Origin of the sequence: Sphingopyxis macrogoltabida (assembly GCF_001314325.1) — a bacterium.
Lineage (GTDB): Bacteria > Pseudomonadota > Alphaproteobacteria > Sphingomonadales > Sphingomonadaceae > Sphingopyxis > Sphingopyxis macrogoltabida.
Genome location: NZ_CP009429.1, coordinates 3,164,215 through 3,186,915, shown reverse-complemented (window position 1 = coordinate 3,186,915; position 22,701 = coordinate 3,164,215). Strand labels below are relative to the sequence as shown.

At 67.1% G+C, this 22,701-nt stretch carries 18 protein-coding genes and 1 tRNA gene; 7 read left to right on the top strand and 12 right to left on the bottom strand.

All coding sequences use genetic code 11. The features are described 5' to 3' along the window. Nucleotide 1 precedes the first annotated feature (1 nt). The 3 genes from gatB to LH19_RS15715 all read left to right on the top strand — a co-directional run bounded on the left by gatB (nucleotide 2) and on the right by LH19_RS15715 (nucleotide 3,377). Nucleotides 2–1,468 (top strand): Asp-tRNA(Asn)/Glu-tRNA(Gln) amidotransferase subunit GatB, encoded by a 1,467-nt coding sequence (gene gatB, locus LH19_RS15725; protein ID WP_054729906.1) that lies wholly within the window; start codon nucleotides 2–4, stop codon nucleotides 1,466–1,468. A gap of 81 nt (nucleotides 1,469–1,549) precedes the next feature. Then, a complete protein-coding gene (locus tag LH19_RS15720; RefSeq protein WP_145923488.1) occupies nucleotides 1,550–2,032 on the top strand; it encodes a hypothetical protein in 483 nt (160 codons plus the stop codon). A gap of 13 nt (nucleotides 2,033–2,045) precedes the next feature. After that, nucleotides 2,046–3,377 (top strand): amidohydrolase family protein, encoded by a 1,332-nt coding sequence (locus LH19_RS15715; protein WP_054729900.1) that lies wholly within the window; start codon nucleotides 2,046–2,048, stop codon nucleotides 3,375–3,377. On the opposite strand, the gene LH19_RS15710 is transcribed toward LH19_RS15715, so the two are convergent. The 3 genes from LH19_RS15710 to LH19_RS15700 all read right to left on the bottom strand — a co-directional run bounded on the left by LH19_RS15710 (nucleotide 3,374) and on the right by LH19_RS15700 (nucleotide 6,165). Beyond that, on the bottom strand, nucleotides 3,374–4,132 hold the full coding sequence (locus LH19_RS15710; RefSeq protein ID WP_054729899.1) for a hypothetical protein: 759 nt from the start codon (nucleotides 4,130–4,132) through the stop codon (nucleotides 3,374–3,376). The genes LH19_RS15715 and LH19_RS15710 overlap by 4 nt on opposite strands. A gap of 40 nt (nucleotides 4,133–4,172) precedes the next feature. After that, entirely contained in the window at nucleotides 4,173–5,858 is a 1,686-nt protein-coding gene (locus LH19_RS15705) for an amidohydrolase (protein ID WP_054729897.1), read from the bottom strand. Nucleotides 5,859–5,946: 88 nt separating this feature from the next. Beyond that, nucleotides 5,947–6,165 (bottom strand): hypothetical protein, encoded by a 219-nt coding sequence (locus LH19_RS15700; RefSeq protein WP_054587146.1) that lies wholly within the window; start codon nucleotides 6,163–6,165, stop codon nucleotides 5,947–5,949. Nucleotides 6,166–6,344: 179 nt separating this feature from the next. Here LH19_RS15700 and LH19_RS15695 point away from each other — a divergent pair. Then, nucleotides 6,345–6,429 (top strand) — tRNA-Leu (locus tag LH19_RS15695). 90 nt (nucleotides 6,430–6,519) lie between these two features. Further along, a complete protein-coding gene (tig, locus tag LH19_RS15690) occupies nucleotides 6,520–8,136 on the top strand; it encodes a trigger factor (RefSeq protein WP_054733644.1) in 1,617 nt (538 codons plus the stop codon). A gap of 244 nt (nucleotides 8,137–8,380) precedes the next feature. Here the strand turns inward: tig and LH19_RS15685 are convergent, their stop codons facing one another. The 8 genes from LH19_RS15685 to LH19_RS15650 all read right to left on the bottom strand — a co-directional run bounded on the left by LH19_RS15685 (nucleotide 8,381) and on the right by LH19_RS15650 (nucleotide 19,184). Continuing rightward, entirely contained in the window at nucleotides 8,381–8,680 is a 300-nt protein-coding gene (locus LH19_RS15685; protein WP_054729895.1) for a hypothetical protein, read from the bottom strand. Nucleotides 8,681–8,800: 120 nt separating this feature from the next. Continuing rightward, complete coding sequence (locus LH19_RS15680; RefSeq protein ID WP_054729893.1) at nucleotides 8,801–9,976, bottom strand: GGDEF domain-containing protein; 1,176 nt, start codon at nucleotides 9,974–9,976, stop codon at nucleotides 8,801–8,803. 98 nt (nucleotides 9,977–10,074) lie between these two features. Next, nucleotides 10,075–11,085, bottom strand: coding sequence for a LacI family DNA-binding transcriptional regulator (locus LH19_RS15675; RefSeq protein ID WP_054729890.1), 1,011 nt, complete (start codon nucleotides 11,083–11,085; stop codon nucleotides 10,075–10,077). Between the two features lie 170 nt (nucleotides 11,086–11,255). Continuing rightward, entirely contained in the window at nucleotides 11,256–12,245 is a 990-nt protein-coding gene (locus tag LH19_RS15670) for a DUF2891 domain-containing protein (protein ID WP_054729888.1), read from the bottom strand. Nucleotides 12,246–12,350: 105 nt separating this feature from the next. After that, complete coding sequence (locus LH19_RS15665; RefSeq protein ID WP_054729886.1) at nucleotides 12,351–13,289, bottom strand: DUF979 domain-containing protein; 939 nt, start codon at nucleotides 13,287–13,289, stop codon at nucleotides 12,351–12,353. Continuing rightward, nucleotides 13,286–13,969, bottom strand: coding sequence for a DUF969 domain-containing protein (locus LH19_RS15660; RefSeq protein WP_054729884.1), 684 nt, complete (start codon nucleotides 13,967–13,969; stop codon nucleotides 13,286–13,288). Before LH19_RS15660 ends, LH19_RS15665 begins: the two co-directional genes overlap by 4 nt. Beyond that, nucleotides 13,970–17,572 (bottom strand): hydantoinase B/oxoprolinase family protein, encoded by a 3,603-nt coding sequence (locus LH19_RS15655; RefSeq protein ID WP_054729875.1) that lies wholly within the window; start codon nucleotides 17,570–17,572, stop codon nucleotides 13,970–13,972. Beyond that, complete coding sequence (locus tag LH19_RS15650) at nucleotides 17,556–19,184, bottom strand: CHASE domain-containing protein (RefSeq protein WP_054729873.1); 1,629 nt, start codon at nucleotides 19,182–19,184, stop codon at nucleotides 17,556–17,558. The genes LH19_RS15655 and LH19_RS15650 overlap by 17 nt, the downstream gene beginning before the upstream one ends. A gap of 173 nt (nucleotides 19,185–19,357) precedes the next feature. On the opposite strand from LH19_RS15650, the gene LH19_RS15645 reads away from it, so the two are divergent. After that, a complete protein-coding gene (locus LH19_RS15645; protein WP_054729871.1) occupies nucleotides 19,358–20,008 on the top strand; it encodes a glutathione S-transferase family protein in 651 nt (216 codons plus the stop codon). A 9-nt stretch (nucleotides 20,009–20,017) separates the two neighbouring features. Here LH19_RS15645 and LH19_RS15640 read toward each other — a convergent pair whose 3' ends face one another. After that, complete coding sequence (locus LH19_RS15640; protein WP_054729869.1) at nucleotides 20,018–20,686, bottom strand: helix-turn-helix domain-containing protein; 669 nt, start codon at nucleotides 20,684–20,686, stop codon at nucleotides 20,018–20,020. 160 nt (nucleotides 20,687–20,846) lie between these two features. Here LH19_RS15640 and LH19_RS15635 point away from each other — a divergent pair, with 160 nt between their 5' ends. Beyond that, complete coding sequence (locus LH19_RS15635) at nucleotides 20,847–22,694, top strand: gamma-glutamyltransferase family protein (RefSeq protein WP_054729867.1); 1,848 nt, start codon at nucleotides 20,847–20,849, stop codon at nucleotides 22,692–22,694. Nucleotides 22,695–22,701 lie beyond the last annotated feature (7 nt).

Genomic DNA, 22,701 nt, shown 5'->3' with positions numbered 1-22,701 from the left:
GATGAGCGATTATCGCATCAAGGGCGAAACTGGCGAGTGGGAGGTCGTGATCGGCCTCGAGGTCCATGCGCAGGTCACCTCCAACGCCAAGCTGTTCTCGGGCGCCGCGACGGCGTTCGGGGCCGAGCCGAACACACAGGTGTCGCTGGTCGATGCCGCGATGCCGGGCATGCTGCCGGTGCCGAACCGCGAATGCATCCGTCAGGCGGTGCGTACAGGGATGGCGATCGAGGCCGAGATCAACAAATGGTCGCGGTTCGATCGCAAGAATTATTTCTATGCCGACCTGCCGCAGGGTTACCAGATTTCGCAGCTTTATCATCCGCTTGTCGGCGAAGGTTCGCTGACGATCGCAGCCGACGAGAAGGCAGGGATTCCGGGCGACAAGGTGATCGGGATCGAGCGCATCCATGTCGAGCAGGACGCCGGCAAGCTGATGCACGACCAGCATCCGACGATGTCCTATGTCGACCTCAACCGCTCGGGCGTCGCGCTGATGGAAATCGTCTCGCGCCCCGACATGCGTTCGCCCGCCGAAGCGGGGGCCTATGTGCGCAAGCTGCGGTCGATCCTGCGCTATGTCGGATCGTGCGACGGCAATATGGAAGAGGGCTCGATGCGCGCCGACGTCAACGTCAGCGTCCGCAAGCCCGGCGACGAGTTCGGGACGCGCACCGAGACGAAGAACGTCAATTCGGTGCGCTTCGTGATGGCGGTGATCGAGGGCGAAGCGAAACGTCAGGTCGAGCTGATCGAAAGTGGCGGCACCGTGGTGCAGGAAACGCGGCTTTACGATCCCGACCGCAACGAGACGCGCTCGATGCGGTCGAAGGAAGATGCGCATGATTACCGCTACTTCCCCGATCCCGACCTGTTGCCGCTCGAACTCGACGATGCGTTTCTGGCGGAATGCCGCGAGTCCTTGCCCGAACTGCCCGACGCCAAGCGGGCGCGCTATCTGGCGGCCGGGATCTCGGCATATAACGCCGACGTGCTGACCGCCGAGGTCGAGAGCGCGCTGTGGTTCGATACGCTGCTGGAAACCGGCGCGAAGCCGGCTGCGGCGGCGAACTGGGTATCGAGCGAGTTGTTCGGGGCGCTCAACCGCCTCGGCAAGAGCTTCGAGGATTGCCCGGTGACACCGGCGCAGGCGGGCGAATTGCTCGGGCTCGTTGCCGACGGCACGATTTCGGGCACGATCGCCAAGGCCGTGTTCGAAAAGATGCTCGAAAGCGGCGACGGCGCGGCCGCCATCGTCGATCGCGAAGGCCTCAAGCAGACGAGCGACACCGGCGCGATCGAGGCCGAGATCGCCAAGGTCCTCGCCGCCAATGCCGACAAGGTCGAGCAGTATAAGGGCGGCAAGGAAGCCTTGTTCGGCTTTTTCGTCGGGCAGACGATGAAGGCGATGCAGGGCAAGGCGAACCCGCAGGTCGTCAACGAACTGCTGAAGAAGGCGCTCGCTTGACGGTGATCCAGTTCACAGGCAATTCAGCCGCTTCGCGGTCATAAGCATTGAAATCAATGCATAATGATGACGAAGGGTGGAATGATGATGAAGCGGTTTCTGGTTTCGGTTGGCGGTGCTCTGGCGATCGTGTCGGGGGCCGCTGCGAGCGCGCCCGCGGTGAACGACGGGTACGACTGGACGATGCGTGTCAATGACGAGGATCGGGCGAACAGCGCGATCCTTGCCTATGAAGTCACCGACACCGACGACCAGCCGCTGAATTTCACCTGCGAAGAGGGCGGCAACCGCATCTTTGCCGGGATCTCGGGCGGCTCGCCCGATCTCAGCGCGATCGAGCTGGTATCGGGCGACCAGGCATTGCGGCTGGCCGGCACGACCGAGGCCGAGGAAATGCCCTATTTCTCGTCGACCGACGAAATCGCCGGCGATGCGCCTTTCATCCGCGCCTTTGCGGCGAACGGGTGGCTGCGCATGACGGCCGATGGCGTCGCGACCGATATGGCGGCGACGCCGGCGGGCAAGCAGGCGATCGCGCGCTTTGTCGCTTTCTGCGCCGGCTGACGCGGCGCGGCGGATGCTGCGGGCGCTGCTGGCGCTGTCGATGATGTTCGCCTGCGCCGCGCTGGCGCGGGCCGAGACGATCGTCTTCGCAAACGTCAATGTCGTGCCGATGGACCGCGAACGCGTGATTCCACGCACCACCGTGATCGTCACCGACGGGCGGATCGCTAGCGTCGGGATCCAGGCGAAGCTGCCCGCCGGGACGCCGGTGATCGACGGCAAGGGCGCGTGGCTGATGCCGGCCCTTGCCGACATGCACAATCATGTGACGCAGCGTGACGACCTGACGCTGCTGCTCGCCAATGGCGTGACGACGATGCTCAACATGGGCGAGGCGACCAACGCCTTTGCCGGACGGACGCGGATCGCGGTGAACCGCGGCGAGGTGCCCGGACCCTATATCTTCACCGCCTTCGTCGTCGATGGCGACCCGCAATATGGCCATTTCATCGTCCGCACCCCCGACGAGGCGCGCGCCATCGTGCGGCTGGCAAAGGCGAACGGCTACAGCTTCATGAAGGTCTATACCAACCTGTCGGCGGAGGCGTTCGCGGCGCTGGCCGACGAAGCGCGCGTGCAGGGGATCGGCGTCGTCGGGCATAATGTCGCGGCGGTCGGCCTCGCGAAACAGCTCGCCGCCGGGCAGGCGATGATCGCGCATGTCGAGGAGTTTTTCACCGGCTTCTTCCCCGAACCGCCCGCGAGCGACCAGCAGGCGCCGCCCGCCGCGGCGCGGATCGCCGACGCGATCGCGCTGGTGAAGGCGCATGGCGCGTTCGTCACGTCCGACCTGTTCACCTATCGCACGATCGCGGCGCAGTTCGGCAAGCCCGAGGCCGTGAAAGCCTATCTCGCAGCGCCCGAGGCGCGCTATGTGTCGCCCGGCGACCGGATCGACTGGGCGCGCTCGGGCTATCAGAAAAAGGCGGTCGACCTGTCGCGGCGGGTGGCGTTCGAGGCGCGCTTCGTCAAGGCGATGGCCGATGCGGGGGTCCCGCTGATTGCGGGCGGCGATGCGCCGACGATCGCGGGGCTGGTACCCGGCTTTGCGCTGCATGACGAGATCGACGCGATGCGCGGCGCCGGGCTGACGCCGTGGCAGGCGCTGTCGGCGGCAACGCGCACCCCGGGCGAGTTCATCGCCAAGACGGTACCGGGCGCGGCGAAGTTCGGCATCGTGGCGCCGGGCTATCGCGCCGACCTGCTGCTGGTCGCCGACAATCCGCTGGAAAAACCCGCGACGTTACGAGCGCCGCTGGGCGTGATGACGGGCGGCCGCTGGCATGATGCCGCGGCGCTGAAGACGATGCTGGCCGAAGTGGCGACGCGGCGGTCCGTTCCCTAAAACCGCCTCTGCCCGGCACCCCAGTCGCCGATATCGCACTGGCCCGAGAAATTGGTCTGCGCGGCGATGGTGATGCGGCCGGAGCGGCGATCGACGGTCAGCTTCGGTTTGTTGAGGCCATTGAGGCGATAGCTGGCGGTGATGCGGTCGGGGGTGACGACCAGATTGTCGAGATCCCACCAGCCGTTGTCGCCGCCCGAATGGATCGGCGGCACCAGTTTCGGGCCGAGGTGAATGCGGCCATGGTCACCGTAGAGTTCGAGCTGGATATCGCTGTTAAATCCCTGCGCGCTGTTGCTGAGCTCGTTGCTCCATTCCCATTTGTGGGCGTGGGGGTTCCAGCTGTAGCGCGGATTGTTCTGGACCGTCGGCCGGGTCCCCGCGCCGTAGCAGACGAGAACCAGCGAACCGGGATCGCGATAGCCCGGATCGGCGGCGGGTTGATGGTGATCGAGGCCGTCGTTGTCGGCATCGCCGTCGCGGCAATTTTCGGCCGGGACGACGATCAGCGCGCCATAGCGTCCGTCGACGGTCGATACCGAGATGCAGCGGCCGGTGCGGGCATTCCACCAGAAGGTGTAGCGCTGTTCGCCGACGGTATTCGAGAAGCGCGCGACATAGCCGCGCGCGAGAAGCTGCGTTTCGCCGCCCGCCGCGCGGGCGCCGGCGAGATCGGCGAGGTCGGGGGCGGGCTGCGCAAGTGCTGGCGCGGGGAGGGCGATGACGGCGACCAAAAGGGCAAGGCTGTGACGCATGATGAGACCCCTGTTGTGGATGCGGCGCGAGGATATCGGCTCAGGGCGTCGCGCGCCAGACGCTACGCCCTTCCTTGATCGTTTCGCGGACCTTGATGGCCTTGATGGCGTCGACCGGGGTGGTCAGCGGGTTCTTGTCGAGAATGACGAAGTCGGCGAGCAGGCCGGGCTTGATGCGGCCCTTGCGGTCTTCTTCGAAGACTTGCCAAGCGGGGCCGGTGGTCAGCGCCTGCAAGGCTTCATAGGCGTTCAGGCGCTCGGCGGGGCCGCTGACGACGCTGGTCGGCGAGACGCGCGCCATCGCGGTCCAGAGCATGAAGCGCGTGTCGAGCGGAGTGACGCTATAGTCGCTGTGGTTCGAGGGCGTCAGGCCTGCGGCGCGCGCCGAGCGAAGGGGGCTGATGAAAGCGACGACCTCGGCGGGGAAGTTGGTGCGGTGGACGTCGCCCCAATACCATGTGTGGTTGGAAAAATAGGACGGCCCGACGCCGATCCGCCGATAGGCTTGTAGCTGGTCGGGGCGCTGGAACTGCGAATGGATGACGATCGGGCGGCGGTTGTCGGCCGCCTTGATGCCGAGCGCGTCGAAGCCGCGGATCGCCATGTCGATCGCGGCGTCGCCGTTGGCGTGGACGAAGAGCTGCCAGCCGCGTTCGTGGACCTTCCTTGCCTGCGCGATGAACGCCGCTTCGGAGAGGACAGGCTCGCCGTGCCAGGGATGGTGCCCCTCGGGGCTGCCGCGCCGGTAATCGCGGGTGAAATAGCCGGTGCGCGCCTGCACCGATCCGTCGAGGACGAACTTGATTCCCTGCAGCTTCACATGCCCGCGATATTCGCCGAACCGGAGGTCGGGGTTCGCGAGCAGCGCGTCGAGGCCGGTCGAAAAGGGGAGCAGCGCGAGGTCGATTTTCAGCCGCTCGCGCGCCGCATCGCCGGTCAGGAAGGCGATGTCGGGCGGCAGGGTCGCGCCGTCCTGCGCATGCGTGTAACCTTCGGCGAAATAGGCATTTTGTGCCGCGTCGAGCGCGGCGAGCTTCTGGTCTGCCGTCGGTTGCGGCATCGCGGCGAGCATCAGGAAGGTTGCTTTTTCAAGGAGCACGCCGTTGAGGCGGCCGGCGGCGTCGCGCAGCAGCATGCCGCCGGGCGGCGGCTGGCTGGCGTCGGTCAGCTTCGCGGCGGTCAGTGCGGCACTGTTGGCGACGAGGCCGTGGAGCGAGACGTGCAGGACGACGATGGGCCGGTCGGCGGCGACGGCATCGAGTTCGGTGCGGGTGATGTGGCGCTTTTCGGCGAGATTTTCCTGATCATATTGCCAGACGACGACCCAGCCGCCGGGCGGAATTGCCTTAGTCGCGATATGGTCGGCAATCGCCCGCTGCAGCCCGGCGATATCGGTGACGGCCGCATGCGCGCCGTCGCGGAGATCAAGCCCGCCCTCGCTCATCGTCGCCACCGTGAAATGCGAATGGGCGTCGATGAAGCCCGGCAGCATGGTGGCGCCGGCAAGGTCGCGGACGGTCGCGCCCTTGCCCGCAGCGCGGCGCGCCTCCTTTTCGCTACCGGCAAAGGCGATGCGGTCGCCGCGGGTGACAACGGCCTCGACGGTCTGCGGCGTGTCGCCATCCATCGTGACGATCGGACCGCCGCGATACAGGATCATATCCTGCGCGGCGGCAGGCGCAGCGACGGTCAGCAACAGCGCGGCGAGTGCGGCGGTCAATTTCATATGTCTCTCCCCCGCCGCCATCGTGATGGGGCGGGAGGGACGGGTCAAGTGCTTCGCATGCTATCGAACTGCGACGGTGGGCGATGCGTCAGACCTGCTGCGGGGGCACTTCGCTGGGGCCGCGGCCGGGCTGGTCGATATCGCCGCCGCCCGGGCTGCCGGGGATTTCCTGCGGCTGACCGGCGGGATCCTCGAGCGGCGTCGGCTGGACCGGCTGTTCGGGCGGGGCGACCGGATCGATGACGTCGGGCTTCGGCTTGGGAAGCGGATCGGCGGCGTGGACGTAAAGGTTGGACTTGAAGCTCATCGTGGCTCTCCTTGCTTTACCAACGAACGGCCGGCCGCCATGTTCCGACAGCGGGATGCGCCTAGGTAAAGGGGGCTTTCCGCCCTTGCCCTTGGCCACGCGTCTGCTATAGCCCCGCGCGGCCCGCACGGGCGTGCGCGGCAGCGCGCGATTTCGTGCACCCGGCCGAGGCTTCTCAAGCGGGCGTGGCGGAATTGGTAGACGCGCTGGTTTTAGGTACCAGTATCGCAAGATGTGGGGGTTCGAGTCCCTTCGCCCGCACCACCTTCGCGAGCAGCAAGCCGGGACAGGGGAACTCCGCCATTTCGGCTGGGTTGTCGATACGAGATTTTGAGCAAGGATAAGATCAAGGCAATGAAGACCGTCGAAACGCTGAACGAAGGCCTGAAGCGCGAATATAGCCTGACCATCACCGCCAAGGACATCGACGCGCGCGTCGAGGACGAAGTGAAGGCGGTTGCGCCCACTGTGCGCATGCCCGGCTTCCGCCCCGGCAAGGTGCCGCCGAATTTGATCCGCAAGATGCATGGCGAGGCGCTGTCGGCCGACGCGCTGAACAAGGCGATCGACCAGGGCGTCAAGGACCTGATGGCGAAGGAAAAGCTGCGCCCGGCGCTGCAGCCCGCCGTCACTCTCGCCGATGGCTATGAGCGCGGCAAGGACGCCGAGCTGACCGTCGCGCTCGAAGTGCTGCCCGACATCGCGGCGCCGTCGATCGACGGGCTGAAGCTCGAGCGCCTGACCGTTCCCGCCGACGACAAGGCGGTGATGGCGAAGATCGAGGAATTCGCGGCGCAGATGAAGCGTTTCGAGGAAGCGCCGAAGACGAAGAAGGCCGCGACCGGCGATCAGGTGATCATCGATTTCGCCGGCTCGGTCGACGGCGTCGCCTTCGACGGTGGCACGGGCGAGGACATGGCGGTCGAGATCGGCTCGGGCCAGCTCATTCCCGGCTTCGAGGACCAGCTTGTCGGCGTCAAGGTCGGCGACGAAAAGGTGTTGAAGGTTACCTTCCCTGACGAATATCCGGTCGAGAACCTCAAGGGCCAGCCCGCCGAATTCGCCGTCAAGGTGAAGGAAGTGAAGGTTCCCGCAGCGTCGAAGATCGACGACGAGTTCGCCAAGTCGCTCGGCCTCGAAAGCCTCGACAAGCTGAAAGAGCTGATGAAGGATCAGGTCGAGCAGGAACTCAACGGCCTGACGCGCACCTATATGAAGCGCAAGCTGCTCGACCAGCTCGCCGCCGCCCACGATTTCGACGTGCCGCCGACGATGGTCGAGGCCGAGTTCAACCAGATCTGGCAGCAGCTCGAGCATGAAGTCAGCCACGAGGAAGATCCCGAGGCGGCGAAGGCCGAACTCGAAAAGGATCGCGACGATTATCGCGGGATCGCGGTGCGCCGTGTCCGCCTTGGCCTGCTCCTCTCGGAAATCGGGCAGGCGCATGGCGTGCAGGTTTCGGCGCAGGAAATGCAGCGGCTGATCATGCAGGCGGCGCAGCAGTATCGCCCCGAAGACCGCCAGCGCTTCGTCGAATATGTCCAGCAGGACGCGCTCGCCGCCGCGCAGATCCGCGCGCCGCTCTATGAAGACAAGGTCGTCGACTTCCTGTTCGACAAGGCCGAGATCACCGACCGCGAAGTGACGCGCGAAGAGATCGAGGCGGCGATCGAAGCCGACGACGATGGCCATGTCCATGGCCCGGGCTGCGGTCACGACCATGATCACGACCACAAGCCGGCCAAGAAGGCGGCGGCGAAGAAGCCTGCCGCCAAGAAGGAAGCAGTGAAGGAAGAAGCCGCCGAGGCTGCGCCCGCCAAGAAGGCGCCGGCGAAAAAGGCCGAAGCGGCGCCCGCCAAGAGCGAGGAAAAGCCTGCGGCGAAGAAGGCCGCGGCGCCGAAAGCCGCTGCTGAAAAGGCAGAGCCTGCCGCCAAGAAGGCTCCGGCCAAGAAGGCGGCCGCGAAGAAATAAGCTTCGCGCCTGAAGAATTAAAAAGGCCGGGTGGAGCGATCCATCCGGCCTTTTTTGTCGATGTAGGCTGTGGGGTGGGGAGGGGACGTTCCCAATTCGTCGCCCCCGCGAAGGCGGGGCCGCTATAGGCGTTGCGCAAGGTTGCCAGCGGCCCCAGTCTTCGCGGGGCGACGAATATGGAATGACAGCTCTCCACCCCCAACCGGCCATTGCAGAAACTACCCGGTTCGGAGAGCGCCGGGCCCTATTTCTGCTTGAGCGCTTCGCTCTTGGTAAGGCTGGTGACCAGCTTGCCGTCGACGATGCTGAGCGTGTCGGCGGGGATGCGGACGGTCTGGCGGTTGACGATGGCGAGCACGCCGCCCGAGGGCTGGACCTTGTAGACCTTGCCGAGGATGCGCGCCTTGGCGTCGCGCAGAACTTCGCCTTCGACGGGCGCGCGGGGCAGCGCGCTGGCGGCCGGCGTGTCGGTGGCTTGCGCGGCGACCGCGGGCACGGTCGCGGCGGCGAGAATGAACGGTGCGATGACGAAATGGAAACGCATGGGGACCCCCTTAGTGAAATTAATAAGCTATGTTAGTATATGCCTGCTTAGTGTGCAATGCACAAAAAGTGCGAGCGGACGGGAGGCGCGGGGCGCGCGGGTCCGGCGCGGCCGGACGTTTCAGGCAGTGGCGAGAAGGACCGGGGCGGGGGTGAAGGTGCGGACGCAGTTGCGACCCGAACGCTTCGCCACATAAAGCGCCTCATCGGCCTGCCGCATCAATTGCGACAGCCCGGTGCCGGGGACGTTCGCGGCAAGGCCGATACTGGCGGTCGGCGTCAGGGCGGGCGGAATCTGGTCGCCGCAGGCGCCGGCAAGGCCGGTGCGCACCGCTTCGGCGAGCTGGCGTGCCGCCTCGATTCCCGTGCCGGGAAGCAACAGGGCAAATTCCTCGCCGCCGATCCGCCCGGCGATCATGCCGTCGGGGCCGACGGCGCGGACATGCGCGCCAAAGGCGGCGATGATCGCGTCGCCGCACGCGTGGCCGTGGCTGTCGTTGACCTGCTTGAAATTGTCGAGATCGGCGATCAGCAGCGCCGCGGGGAGACCGTCGTCGGCGGAGCGGCGAAGCGCCGCGCCCGCCTTTGCCTCGAAGCCGCGGCGGTTGAGCAGGCCCGAAAGCTCGTCGTCGTCGACCTGCTGGCGCAGTTCGGCGATCATGTCGATGGCGACCGCGACCATCAGGCTGATCGCCGCGGCGATCGACACCATCGCCTGGCTGAACTGGACGGTGGTCCAATAGACCGACTGTTGGAAACCGACATAATCGTCGAAGCCGCCGCTGAAGGTGAGGATCACGACCGGGCGGACGATCAGATTGGCGGCCGACAGCGCCGAGACCCAGAACAGCACGCGGTCGATCAGATGGGGTTTGTCGAGCGGCCACAGGGCGCGGACGATCATCAGCGCGATCACCCCGGCGCCGACGCTGACCGAATAGATGCGCCCGGGGATGTCGGGCTGGACGAGCAGGAACCAGGTGAAGAAGGCCATGGCCACCGCGATCGTCACCGCCATCGCGCGCCAGGGAACGGGGAGCGCATAGCGTTTGATGATCGCGGCGGCGAACAGCATGCCGGTGAGCAGGAAGCCGAAATTGGCGGGCAGGCGCTGCAACTCCATCGGCAGCGCGGGCGCGACGTCCTGGATCAGGAAGGCGGCGGCGGTGGCGACATAGGCGGCCGATGCATAAGCAACATAGGCTTCGCGGCGGTTCAGCCACAGCAGGAAAAAGGCAGCGGCGAACAGCAGGCCGATGCCCGGATTGAGCAGCGAAATGAAAAGCTGTCCGTTCAATTTGCCGTTCCCGCTTCCCGTCCGTCCGGGATACGCCCGCGTGGATAACAGGAAGTTACTTTTTGGGGAGTTAAGTCACGGTTACCGCAGAATTTCGTTCAGGCGGTGCCGCGCACGACGAGGTGGACCGGGATGCGCGTGCCGCTGCGCGTATGCTCGTCGTCCTCGAGCGCCATCGCGACGAGCGCTTCGCCGGCGGCGTCGAGATCGGGTTCGAGCGTCGTGAGCGCCGGATCGGCCAGCGTGCCGGCGCGAATACCGTCGAAGCCGATCAGCGCGACATCCTGTGGTACGCGGCGTCCTGCATCCTTGAGCTCCTGCAGCACGCCGAGCGCGAGCATGTCCGACGCGGCGAAGATGGCGTCGATGTCGGGATGGGCCTCCAGCAAGGCGCGCGTTGCGGCGACGCCCTGCGCGTGGCGATCGGCGGCGGCGGGCGGCTCGACGACGATGGGGGTGAGGCCGTGTGCGGCGAGCGTCGCCGCGAAACCGTCGCGCCGTTCGTCGAACTGGCGCTGCGGCGACTGCTGCGGTCCGACGAAGGCGATGCGGCGGCGGCCGGTCTTCGCGAAATGCGCGGCGGCAAGCTGGCCGCCCTCGTCATTTTCGCTGCGCATCCAGTGGAACGGGCTGCCCGGGCTGCCCCAGCAGACGAAATCGAGCCCCGACGCCTGCGCCTCGGCGAAATATTGCCAGGCGGCGCGGTTGCTGGTGGTGCCGATGACGATCATCGCGTCTGCGAGCCCCGAGGCGACGAAATCGGCGCGGAAATTGGCCTCGCTCTCCTGAAAGGAGACGAGCAGGTTGAAACCGCGTGCCGAGGTCGCGGCGGCGATGCTGCCGAGCAAGGCGAAATAGAAAGGATTGATCGCGCTGCGGTCCTCGCCGGGGCGGCAGATGGTGACGAGCGCGATCGTCTCGCTGCTCTTGAGACGCAGCGACGAAGCGTGGCGGTCGACGACATAGCCGAGTTCGCGCGCGGCGGCGGAGACGCGCGCGCGTGTCTCGGCATTGACGCCGGGGCTGTTCCGAAGCGCGCGCGAGACGGTCGATTGCGAGACACCGGCGCGTTCGGCGACGTCGAACGATGTCGGGCGCAACGTCTTCATGGCAATCCTTCTCCCCCTTTGCGCCGTCTGTCGCTGTGGGGAGCAGGGTTGTCAATGCGGGTGGTTTCAAACCCTCGTCATGCCGGACTTGATCCGGCATCCATCGCTGCGCCGTCGTCATGAACCCCGGATCAAGTCCGGGGTTCGTGACGACAGAGAAGGGCGCGCCGTTACAGGCCGTCGAGCGCAAGCAGCGCGAAGCTCGCGAGCCAATGCTCGCCCATATAGTCGCCGGTGACGTGGGGAAGGGCGGCGGCGAGATGGCGCTGCGCGGCGGCTTCGGCGACGGGGCTGCCGGGATGGGCGGGGCCGAGCGCGGCGCCGATGGCGCGCCAGCTCCACGCGCGGCTGAGATTGAGTCCGTCGAGATGGGCGATCTTGCCGTCGCTGCGATCGGAGACGGTGGCGGGGGTGAAGAGGGTCACGGGTTGTCCGGCGGCCGTGCGCGGGAGAAAGGCGTCGAACCATGTGGCGAAGCCGTCCCCGAGGACGACCGCCATCAGATGCGCTTCGGTAAGCGCCGGGGAGAGGAATTCGTCGCCGCCGGGCTCCCACGCCTGACAGTCGCGGTCGGCGGCGAACCAGTCGCGGGCGCGGGTGTCGATGAGGGCGACGAGGGCGGGGTCGAGCGTTTCGGCCCAGTGGCGCGCGAGGAGGAGGGCGAAGGCGATGTTGAAATGGGTGCCGACGCGCAGCGGATAGGTGAGCTTGGGCAGGAAGGCGTGGAAGCGCGCCGCAAAAGCGATGGCGAGCGGTTCGAGGGCGGCGCCCCAGGGGGCGTCGTGGCGGGCGGCTTCGGCATGCAGCGCGAGGAGCCACGCCCAGCCATAGGGGCGCTCGAAGGCAGCCGAATAGGGGCGGCTGAGGAACGCCAGCTCGCCCGCCACCTTTTCGGGGACGAGCATGGCGCCGGCGCGGGCGCGAATGTCGGCGGCGACGGGCAGGTCGGGGAAGCGGTGCGCGAGGCGGAGGATCTGCCACCAGCCTTGGACGCAGCTATGCCAGTCGAAGCTGCCGTGGAAGATCGGGTGATGCGCGCGCGGCGGCCGCGCATCCTCGGGGCCGTTCAGTACGAGGTCCATCTTGTACGGATATTCGCGGCCGAGGTGGGCGAGCGTTGCGGTGGCGAAGCGGGTGGCGTGTTCGGGGGTGAGGTGCATGGGACCTCCTTATCCGTTCGCATCGAGCGAAGTCGAGATGCCCATCGGTTGTGCGTGCCTTCGGGGTGTCTCGACTTCGCTCGACACGAACGGAAACACGGGGCGCTAGAAAGCGAACAAGTAGATGAAGACGATGTTCACCGCGAGCAGCGGCACTGCGGTGCCGATCTGCGCCTTGATCACGCCATAGGGGTTTTTGAGTTCGAGCAGCGCGGCGGGGACGAGGTTGAAGTTCGCCGCCATCGGGGTCATCAGCGTGCCGCAAAAGCCCGCGAGCATGCCGATCGCCGCGACGACGGCGGGGTCACCGTCATATTGCTTGATCAGCAAGGGCATGCCGACCGCGGCGAGCATCACCGGGAAAGCCGCGAAGGCATTGCCCATCACCATCGTGAACAGCGCCATGCCGAGCCCGAACGCGAGCACGGCACCGAACAGGCTGCCTTCGGGAATCGCGGTGCCGATGAGGCCGCCGACGACTTCGCCGACGCCGGCGAGGGCGAAGACCGCACCGAGGCTGGCGAGCATCTGCGGCAGGATCGCCGCCCAGCCGACCGCGTCGAGCAGGCGGCGGCCCTGCTGAAGCGGGAGCAACGGCGGCGGTTTGAGCCGCGCCATGCCGACCGCGAGCGCGATGAGGACACCGAGCGCGAGCGAGATCAACGTCGCCTGCTTGGGATCGGCGAGGCCGGGGACCCATTTGAACAGGAAGGTGCCCGCGAGGGCAACCGCGGGAATGATCAGCGCGACGAGAAGCAGGAAGGGGCCGTGCTTCGCGGCCCTTGCCGCCTGCACCTCGGGTGCGACGTCGCCGCCGGGCGCGCGACCGATCTGGCCGGTGCCCGCGATCGCGACGAGCGCAAGGACGAGCAGGCCGTTGCCGAAGTCGCCGAGCCGGTCGCCCGCCAGCATCGACATCGCGAGCAGGCCCCAGAAGGCGGCGTTGCCGAAGCGCTTGGGATTGTCGGCATCGCGCAGGCCGAGCAGCGCGAAGGCCGCGAAGGTCAGGCCCGCGAGGACATAGACGAAACCGAGCGTGATCATTCGCCCGCATCCTGCGCCGCATCCGTCCGGACCATGCGCTTTTCGAGGCGGCGGAGACGGAAACCGTGGATGATGAAAGCGGCGATCGCGGTCGGGATCGCCCACAGCGAGAAGTGCAGCGGCTCGATCTGGTAGCCATAGCCTTCGAGGACGCCCTTCATCAGCAGGATCGAGCCGATCGCGAGGAAGATATCCTCGCCGAAGAACAGCCCGACATTGTCGGTCGAGGCGGAAAAGGCTTTCACTTCCTCGCGCTGGTCGTCGGTGAGCGCGTCATTCTTCGCTTCGGCGGCGGCTTCGGCCATCGGCGCGACGAGCGGGCGGACGGTCTGCGGGTGGCCGGCAACCGAGGTAAGCCCCACCGCGGCCATCGCCTGGCGGAGCAGCAGATAGGAGGTGAGCAGGCGCCCGAGCGTCGCGCCTTTCATGCGGGTGATGAGCGTGCGGGCATGCTGCTGGAGACCATAGGCTTCGAGCAGGCCGATGACCGGCAGGACGATCCAGACGATCGAGACATAGCGCGTATCGTTGAACGCCTTGCCGAAGGCGGCGATGATGGCGGTGATATCGAGCCCTGCGGCGAGCCCGGTCGCGAGCGCCGAGGCCATGATCACGAGCAAAGGATTGAAGCGGAGCAGGAAGCCCGCGATGATGATCAGGATGCCGATCAGGACGAGCATCTATCCCTCCCCGACCTTGCCATAGCCGCCGCCGCCGGGGGTTTCGATCACGAAAGCATCGCCGGCTTCGAGCTTCGCGCTGCCCGTGGCGCCGAGCGTTTCGACCGAGCCGTCGGCGCGCTCGACCCGGTTGCGGCCGGGTGCGCCGTCTTTGCCTCCCGCCAGTCCCGCGGGAGCGATCCTGCGGCGGTTGGCGAGGATGTTGGCGGTCATCGGCTCGCGGAAGCGGATGCGGCGGGTCGCGCCGTCGCCGCCGTGCCACTTGCCCGCACCGCCCGAACCCCGGCGGATGGAAAATTCCTCGACGATGACGGGAAAGCGCGTTTCCATCACTTCGGGGTCGGTCATGCGGCTGTTGGTCATATGCGTCTGGATGACGCTGGTGCCGTCGAAGCCGGGACCGGCGCCCGAGCCGCCGGCGATCGTTTCGTAATATTGGTGAGTGTCGCCGCCGAAGGTGAAATTGTTCATCGTCCCCTGCGCCCCCGCCATCGCGCCGAAAGCGATAAACAGCGCGTCGGTGATGACCTGGCTCGTTTCGACATTGCCCGCGACGACCGCGGCGGGAAAGGCCGGCGAGAGCATCGAGTTTTCGGGAACGATCAGCGTCACCGGCGCGAGGCAGCCTTCGTTCATCGGGATCGGATCGTCGAGCATGGTGCGCAGGACATAGAGGACTGCGGCGCGGACGACGGGCAGCGGGGCGTTGAAATTGTCGGGAAGCGTCGCCGACGAACCGGTGAAGTCGATAGTGACATGGCGTGCCTTGCGATCGACCTTGACCGCGACGGCGACCTCGGCGCCATTGTCCATCGCATAGCGGAAAGCGCCGTCGTCGAGGCGCGCGACGAGCTGGCGCACCGCGGCTTCGGCTTGCCGCTGGCCGTGCGCCATATAGGCGGCGACGGTGGCGGCGCCGTGGGTCGCGGCGAGGTCGGCGAGCGCGCCGGCGCCGCGCTGGCAGGCGGCGACTTGCGCCTTCAGATCGGCGATGTTGAGCGCGGGGTTGCGCGCGGGCCATTCGCTGTCGAGCAGGTGTGCGTGGACCTTTGCGTCGCGGAAATTGCCGTCGTCGACGATCAGGACATTGTCGAAAAGAATGCCTTCGTCGGCGATGCTCGTGCTGTCGGGCGGCATCGAGCCGGGGGCGATGCCGCCGAGGTCGGCGTGATGGCCGCGCGCGGCGACGAAGAAGCTCGGCGCATTGCCCTCTACGAATACCGGCATGATGACGGTGATGTCGGGTAGGTGCGTGCCGCCGTCGTAGGGGGCGTTGAGGGCGTAGGCGTCGCCCTTCCGAATGCCGCGCCCGTCGCCCATGCGTTGGCGGAGGATGGTGCGGACGCTTTCGCCCATCGAGCCGAGGTGGACGGGCATGTGGGGCGCATTGGCGACGAGGCTGCCGCCCGCGTCGAAGATCGCGCACGAGAAGTCGAGCCGCTCGCGGATGTTGATCGACGAGGCGCTGTGCTGGAGCGCGCCGCCCATTTCCTCGGCGATCGCCATGAACAGGCTGTTGAAGATTTCGAGGCGGACGGGGTCGGGTTGCGCGAGATCGTCGGTTGTGGCGGCGTGCGTTTCGGCGGCACGCGTGCGGGCGAGGAGCAACGTACCCTCATGCTGGATTTCGGCACGCCAGCCCGGCTCCACGATGGTGGTCGAGAGCGCGTCGATGATGATCGCAGGGCCGGCGACGGTGCGGCCGGGAGCGAGAGCGCTGCGCCGATGGAGCGGGACCCGATGCTCGCCCCCGGCGAGCCAGGCGGTGACGATTTCGGGCCCGGTCTCCGCGGCTACGGATGGTGGCGGCAGCGTCGCGGGGGCATCGCCGGCCTCGGTGAGTTCGACGCGGATGCGGTCGACGACGAGATTGGCGTGCGGGGCGTAGCCGAAGCGTTGGCGGAAGGCGGCGGCGAAGGCGCTTGCGACCTCGGCTGGCGGGGCGAGCGGGAGTTCGATCGCATTGTCGCTGTCGGCGAGGCGGACAAAGAGCAAGGTTTCGCGGGCGGTTTCGGCGTTCGCCGCGAGGTCGGCGCGGGCCGCGTCCGCCAGTTCTGCTTCGGCGGCTGCGAGTGTGGCCGCGCAGTCTTCGTCGAGCTTCAGCCCCAGCGTCCGCTCGCGGATCGCCGAGGGGCGGGCGAGGCCCATGCCATAGGCCGAGAGCACCCCGGCGAGCGGGTGAAGGAGGATTTCGTCGATGCCGAGCGCGTCGGCGACGAGGCAGACATGCTGGCCCGCGGCACCGCCGAAGCCGGCGAGGCTGTAACCCTGCGTAATGTCGTGGCCGCGCGCGATGGTAATGCGCTTGATGGCGTTCGCCATCTGCTGGACGGCGATGGCGAGCAGCCCTTCGGCGAGCGCTTGCGCGGTGATGCCTCCGACCTCGGCCGCCATCGCGGCGAATTTCTGCACGACGATATCGCGGTCGAGCGGCTGGTCGCCGTTCGGGCCGAACAGCCTGGGGAAATGATCGGGCTGGATCTTGCCGAGCAGGATGTTGCAGTCGGTGACCGTTAGCGGCCCGCCGCGGCCATAGGCGGCCGGGCCGGGGTTGGCGCCCGCGCTTTCGGGGCCGACGAGTAGGCGCGCTCCGTCCCAGCGGCAGATCGAGCCGCCGCCGGCGGCGACGGTGTGGATGCGCAGCATCGGGGCGCGGATACGCGTGCCCGCGACGATCGTCTCGTTATCGCGTTCGAGCCGGCCGGCATAATGGCTGACGTCGGTCGAGGTGCCGCCCATGTCGAAGCCGATGAGGCGGTCCTTACCCAAGGGGGCGGCGCTGCCGACCATGCCGACGATGCCGCCCGCGGGGCCGGAGAGGATGGCATCGCGGCCGTGGAAGGCGTTTGCGGAGGCAAGGCCGCCCGAGCTTTTCATGAACTGCGGGTCGATGCCCCCATCGACGTTGGCGCCGAGCTGGCCGACGAACTGGTCGACATAGTGGCGCAGCACGGGCGACAGATAGGCGTCGGTGAGCGTCGTGTCGCCGCGCCCGACAAGCTTGATCAGCGCGCTGACGTCATGGCTGGTCGAGATTTGCGCAAAGCCGATTTCGGCGGCGATTTCGGCAAGCCGCTGTTCGTGCGCGGGATAGCAGTAGCCGTGCATCAGCACGATCGCGACGCTGCTGATACCCGCGTCGCGCGCCGACTGTAGCGCGGCGCGTGCGGCATCCTCGTCGAGCGGGGTCAGGATGTCGCCGTCGGGGCCGACGCGTTCGATGATTTCTGCCACCTCCGCATGGGGCGGCGGGGTGCGGTCGAGCCTGCGCGCGAACAGCTCGGGGCGGTCCTGATAGCCGATGGTCAGCGCATCGCCGAACCCGCGCGTGATGGCGAGCAGCGTCGGTTCGCCCTTGCGTTCGAGCAGTGCGTTGGTGGCGACGGTGCTGCCCTTGCGGATCGCTAGCGGGGGCAGCGGGCCCGGGCCCGAGCCGGTCAATTCGCGGATCGCGCCCACCGCCGCGTCGCCGGGGCGGGCGGGGTCTTCGCTGAGATATTTGGCGGTAACCACCTCGCCGTCAGGCGACCGCGCCACGACATCGGTGAAGGTGCCGCCGCGGTCGATCCAGATATGCCAACGGTCGTCAGTCGGTGGGGCCATTATCCGGCCAGCGAATGACGATGGCGAGGCGCTTGTCAACCGCGGTCCGTTGCCAGCTTCCCTTCAATTGCCGCTCGATCAGGGTGCGGATGAATTGCGTCCCGAAGCTTTCATGGTCGATCTGCGGCGTTTCGGGCAGGTCGCTTTCGACCCACGACAATTCGATATCGCCCGCATCGCGCCGCCAGCCGACGGCGAGGTCGCCCTTGCCGGCGAGTGCACCATATTTGATGCTGTTGGTGACGAATTCGTGGATCGCGAGCGAGATCGCCTGCGCGCCGTCGTCGTCGAGGCGGACTTCGGGTCCCTCGACGGCGGCGAGCTGGTCGGCCGAACGGCCGGCGAGTTCGAGTTCGCGGCGGACGATCCGGCCAAGCTCGACATGATCGACCGCGCCGGTCACCAGCATCTGCTTCGCATCGGAGAGCGCGCGCATCCGGCCGTCGAATTTCGTTTCGAAATCGGCGAGGTCTTTCGCTTCGCGCAGCGTGATCCTCGCGAGCGCGCCGATCCGCGCGAAGGCGTTTTTCATCCGGTGCGCCATTTCGCCGATCATCAGCTCGCGATCCTCGGCATGGCGCGCCTGCTGTTCGGCGAGCGCCTGCGCGACGTCGATGCGGCGGCGCTGGACGCGGTGAAGCTGGGTCGCGAGCAGGGCGAGCGCGATACCGAACAGCAGGATGCCGAGCGGGCGGCCGAGCCGGTCGATGAACCGGCCATAGGAGATGCGCATCGTCCATTCGCGGTCGGCGATGCGCAGCGTCTGTTCGTGCGCGTCCCAGCCGATCTTGCCGTGCCGGAAGACGACCGGCGCCGCCGGGCCGGCGCCCGCGCGCACTTCGATCCCGTCGATCGTATCGAGCTGGGCGCCCAGCACTGCGCGCATCAGGTCGTGGACCCGGAACGGTGCATAAACGAACGCCTCGACCGGGCGGGTGCCGGCGGTGGTCGCGATGGTGTCGCCACCCGGTTCTTCGCCGGGCAGCGGATCGCGGGTGTAGACGGGGATGTAGACGAGGAAACCGGGCTGCTTGACCTTGGCGGCCTTTTCCTGCGCGAGCTGGACGATGCCGCTCGCTGCCGGGCGGCCCGTCTGCCAGGCGCGGCGCATCGCTGCGCGCCGGACCGGTTCGCTGTACATGTCGAAGCCGAGCGCGACGTGGCGGCGCGGCGTGTAAGGTTCGACGAGGACGACCGCGAAGCCGATCGGCTGGTCGGTTGCCGGCCAGACCTTGATATCCTCGCCATAATTTTCGCGCAGTTTCGCCTCGAGCGCCGCCGGCGTCGCGGCGCGCATCGCGGCGGCAATCCCGATGCCCTCCATCCCCGGCGCCTGCACTTGCGGCTGCAGCGCGCCGAGATAGGCCTTGATGCCGGGACCGCTGGTCGCGCTGTCCGACTGATAGAGCGCACGCACGCCTTCGAGGATCGCGACATGGTCGCGCAGCCGCATATTGACCTGCATCGCGACGCGCGCGGCCTGATCCGATTCCTGCGACTGATTGTAGAAGAAGCTGGCGGCCGAAGCGGCGAGGGTGGCCAGCAGGATGAGCAGCCCGACGAAACGGACGAGCAGCCCCATCAACCGGTCTGCCCAGAGCGAAGGGCGCATTGGCGATTATCCCCGCATGATATCTGCCGCGGCAGCGACCCCCTGACGACGGTCTTTCCACGCCGGTCGGGCGAAGGCAAGCGCCTTTCGCTACGCCTCGGACGCGGACGCCACGACGGGTTGCAACGGGCAACCTTTCTCCTATGCTGGACGGCCTGCCGAGGAGGAAAAAGATGATCGTTTACGGGTCGGTCGTGTCGCCATTTGTCCGCAAATTGCTGGGCTATCTGGGCGAAAAAGGGTTGTCTTTCGAGTTGAAGGGCGTCGGGATCGGTGACCCCGATCCGGGGTTCCGCGCCGCATCGCCGCTGGGCAAGATGCCCGCGATGGACGACGGCGGTTTCCTACTCGCCGATTCGAGCGCGATCATCCAGTATCTCGAAGCCAAGCATCCGGAGCCCCCGCTGATTCCCGCCGATCCGCAGCAGCGCGGACAAGTGATCTGGTGGGAGGAATTTGCCGATACGGTGTTTGCGCTGTGCAGCGGCAAGATGTTCTTCAACCGCATCGTCGCGCCGAAATTCCTCGGGCGCGAGGGCGACCTTGCCGCCGCGGCGCTGGCCGAGAGCGAGGAACTGCCGAAATTGCTCGACTATCTCGAAGGCGCGATCCCGGCATCGGGGTTCCTCGTCGGCGACCGGCTGACGCTTGCCGACCTTGCCGTCGCGTCGCCGCTGATGAATTTTCGCCATTGCGGGACCGTGGTCGACCCGGCGGTGCATCCGAAGATCGCGGCGTGGAGCGAAGCGATCCTGTCGCGGCCGAGCATGGCGCCGTGGATCGAAAAGGAAGAGCGGATGATGGCGAAGGTGCTCGCCGCTTAGGGTATCGCGCTAGAGTTCGACGACGATCCGGATCCGGTCGGGGCGGGTGCCGACAGCGCGCGCAATCTGTTCGCGGCAGCGGTCGAGCAGCTTCTGCAACCCCTCGGGCGCGGCGTCCTCGATCAGGTCGGCGGTCTGGACACCGAGAATGGCGGCGAGCTTTGCCATGCTGCTCCGCTTCGGGCGCGCGCGGCCCTTTTCCCAGCTTGAGACCGATGCCGCGCCGACGCCCATGCGCACCGCGAGATCGGCCTGTTTGAGCCCGGCCATGGTGCGGAGCCGCTGCAAGCGGAGCCCGAAGCTGTCGTCCATCGCCGGGGCCGCAGTTTCTTCGTCGAAGACGGGCGCCGGGGCGGGAGCGCTCTTGAGCTCCACCGCGCTCAGCGTCGCAGGCGAGACGGGGCCTTCGAACTGGCATCCGAACAGCCGCCCGCTGGCCCAGATGACCACCGCGCTGATGTCGCCGGCGTGCGGCAGCGCGATTTCGATCCGGTCGCCGGACGCGAGTTCGATGTCGCTTTCGAAGAGCAGGCCGGTGCCCGAAATATTGTGAATCTGCACCGCGATGCCGGTGCCGTCATGCTGCACGCCGTGGGCCAGAAGGCTGAGTTTTCGCCGCGTGTCCTGACGTTTGTCGGTGTTCTGCGGCGAGGGAAGAAAATATCCGGAAATGGCCATATCCGGTTGTGGGATTTCGCCGGTTAAAAGAAGGTTAGCAGCAGCGGCGAAAGATGGCGCGCGCGCCCGCCTCCGCGCTGGGGCCTGACCCCGGGACATCCGGTCTTGTCATCCTCATCGCTTGCCGCGAAAGTGGATTTTTTCCCCGGGAGACAAATCCATGGATCGTCGCACACTTCTGGCCGCCGTGCCCGCCGCCGCGCTGTTGCCCACGGTCGGCCTCGCGCAGGAGGGCAAGCCGAAGGCCGCACCGAAAGCAGGCGACGCCGCCGCGCAGCCGCCGGTCTGGGAAGCGGGCGCGGACCGCTTCGTCCGGCCCGATGTCCAGGGCGGCGACCGGCCGGTCGGCGCGAGCTTTGCGTCGCGTACCGCAGCTTATGGGCTGAGCGGTGCTGCGGGGACGGCGCATCCGCTGGCGACGCAGGCGGGGATCGACATGTTGAAGCGCGGCGGATCGGCGGTCGACGCGGCGATCGCGATCAACGCCTGCCTCGGGCTACTCGAACCGACGGCGAACGGTATCGGCGGCGATGTCTATGCGATGATCTGGGACCCCAAGGCAAAGAAGCTCGCGGGTCTCGCCGGATCGGGGAAAAGCCCGCGCGGGCTCGATCTGGCGACGGTGCGCAGCCGCGCCAAGGGCGGGACGCTGCCGGCCTATGGTGCGATCAGCGTGTCGGTGCCGGGGGCGGTCGACGGCTGGTGGACGATGCACCAGCGCTACGGCAAGCTGCCGTGGAAGGAATTGTTCGAACCGGTGATCGCGCATGCCGAGGCGGGGGCGCCGGTGCCCGACATGATCGCTTATTATATCCGCCGCAGCCTGACAGGCTTTCGCCAGCCCGGGCGCGGGATCGAAGAGGTCGAAAACGCCCTGCGCACTTACGGCCTCGAAGACGGCAAAGGACCGGCGGCGGGGCAGGTCTTTCGCAACCCCGACCTCGCGCGTACCTTTCGCCTGATCGCCGAGGGCGGTCGCGATGCCTTTTACGAAGGCGAAATCGCGCGGACGATCGACGCCTATTTCAAGCGGATCGGCGGCTGGCTGCGCTACGAGGACATGGCCGCGCACAAGTCCGAATGGATCGAGCCGCACCAGACCGCCTATCGCGGCACCGACGTCTATGCGCTCGGCGCCAACACGCAGGGGATCGCGACGCTGCAGATGCTCAATATCCTCGAGCATTTCGACCTGAAGGGCGCGGGTTTCCAGTCGGCGCTGTCGATCCACCTGCAGGCCGAGGCGAAGCGCCTCGCCTATGAGGATCGCGCGCGCTACTACGCCGATCCGCACTTCGCCCAGGTGCCGGTCGAATGGCTGATCTCCAAGGACTATGCGGCCGAGCGTGCCAAGCTGATCCGTCCCGACCGGCTGCTGTCGCCGGTCTATCCGGGGCAGGCGCCGAGCCGCGGCGACACGACCTATTTCAGCTGCGCCGACAAGGACGGCATGATGGTGTCGATGATCCAGTCGAACTTCCGCGGCATGGGGTCTGGGCTCGTCGCCGACGGGCTGGGCTTCATGTTCCAGGACCGCGGGCAGCTCTTCAGTCTGCAGGACGGGCATCCAAACATCTATGCCCCGGGCAAGCGGCCGTTCCAGACGATCATCCCGGGGTTCGCGGCGCGCGGCGATGTTCCGTGGATGAGCTTTGGCGTGATGGGCGGCGACATGCAGCCGCAGGGGCAGGCGCAGATCGTCGTCAACCGCGTCGACTACGGGCTGGAGATTCAGGCGGCGGGCGACTCGCCGCGCTGGCACCATGAAGGATCGTCCGAGACGATGGGCGAGGACGCTCCCGATCTCGGCGCCAACGGCCTGCTTCGCCTCGAAAGCGGGGTGCCCGAGGCGGCGCGGCGACAGCTCGCCGACATCGGCTGGACGCTGGGCGAGCCCGATGGCGGGTTCGGCCGCTATCAGCGCGTCGAACACCGGATGGACGGCGACACGCGCGTCTACGCCGCGGCCAGCGAGATGCGCGCCGACGGCTGCGCCCTCGCTTATTGACCGCGGC